Annotated in this window: 2 protein-coding genes; both read left to right on the top strand. The window is 45.4% G+C overall.

Annotated features, from left to right (window positions below):
- Positions 1–66: 66 nt before the first annotated feature.
- Positions 67–378, top strand: coding sequence for a transposase (locus HF322_RS11535; RefSeq protein ID WP_169393576.1), 312 nt, complete (start codon positions 67–69; stop codon positions 376–378).
- Positions 378–1,256 (top strand): IS3 family transposase, encoded by an 879-nt coding sequence (locus HF322_RS11540; protein WP_169393577.1) that lies wholly within the window; start codon positions 378–380, stop codon positions 1,254–1,256. Before HF322_RS11535 ends, HF322_RS11540 begins: the two co-directional genes overlap by 1 nt.
- The last annotated feature ends 14 nt before the right edge of the window (positions 1,257–1,270 follow it).

The raw sequence follows: 1,270 nt of genomic DNA on the forward strand, positions 1-1,270 counted from the left end.
TGTAGTGGCATAATAAACTTGGACAGCGCATAAGAGGTTTATACTAACCCAAAGAAGGAAAATAGTATGACCACCAAACGCAATCAATATACCCGAGAATTCAAATTAGAAGCCATCAGCTTAGTCGTTGACCACAACCGCACCATACCTGACGTGGCCGATTCTTTAGGAATAGGTAAATCCACTCTACAGAAATGGCTGAGTCAGTACCGTCAAGAAATGGCTGGCCAAGCACCTAAAGTCGGCAACGCCTTAACGGATGAACAGCGCGAGCTTCAAGAATTGCGCAAACAAGTTAAGCGGCTGACTATGGAGCGTGACATCTTAAAAAAGGCTTCCGCTCTGCTAGCCTTGGACAGCCTGAACGGCTATCGCTAATCAGTCAGCTTGCAGAGCAAGACAAGCATGTTAATAAAAGTCTTCTGTGCAAACTGTTTGGCGTGATAAAAAGCAGTTACTACTATGGCATGCAGCCCAAGCCCATCAGTCTTGAAACCGTCAAGCACAAGGCATTAATTCGTCAAATATTTAACGACTCAAAGCACTCAGCAGGCGCTCGCAGCATTGCCGCCATAATAATGAATGAACACAACATCAAGCTATCACGCTATATGGTAGGTAAACTTATGGCGCAGATGAGGCTTAAAAGCTGTCAATTGAAGACGCACAAATACAAGCACGCTGACGAGGCGCATAAAACGCATGACAATATCCTAGCTCGCAACTTTAGCCTAACAGCGCCCAATCAAGTCTGGACGGGGGATGTGACTTACATTCGTATCAAGGGTGGCTGGTGCTACCTAGCCGTTGTTTTAGATTTATATGCTCGGCGTGTGGTGGGCTTTGCTGTATCAGGTTCCCCTGATAGCGTGCTGACCGCTAAAGCCCTACAGATGGCGTATCACACTAGGCTCAAACCCATTGGCGTGCTGTTTCATTCCGATCAGGGAACCCATTACACCAGTAAGACATTTGCTGAATCCGTTGCCAGTTGTGAGGGCATGACGCAAAGTATGAGCCGTCGCGGAAACTGTTGGGATAATGCCCCAACCGAACGATTCTTTAGAAGCTTTAAAACAGAATGGATGCCCAAGAGCGGCTATGAAGATATTACTGAAGCTAAAAGCGCCATTATTGATTATATCTGGGGCTACTATCAAATCGTGAGACCGCACAGTTTTAATGATTATTTAACACCGCTAGAAAAAGAGAAACGCTACTTTAACCGAAACCTCTTATCAGGTGTCCTAAATTAGTTGACCACTACAAA

The organism is Psychrobacter sp. MF31 (genome assembly GCF_012847335.1).
In the GTDB taxonomy this organism is placed as follows: Bacteria; Pseudomonadota; Gammaproteobacteria; order Pseudomonadales; family Moraxellaceae; genus Psychrobacter.

What these genes read in the sequence shown, in the direction of transcription:
- HF322_RS11535 (WP_169393576.1), top strand. Translation starts at nt 67, where the DNA reads ATGACCACCAAACGCAATCAATATACCCGAGAATTCAAATTAGAAGCC.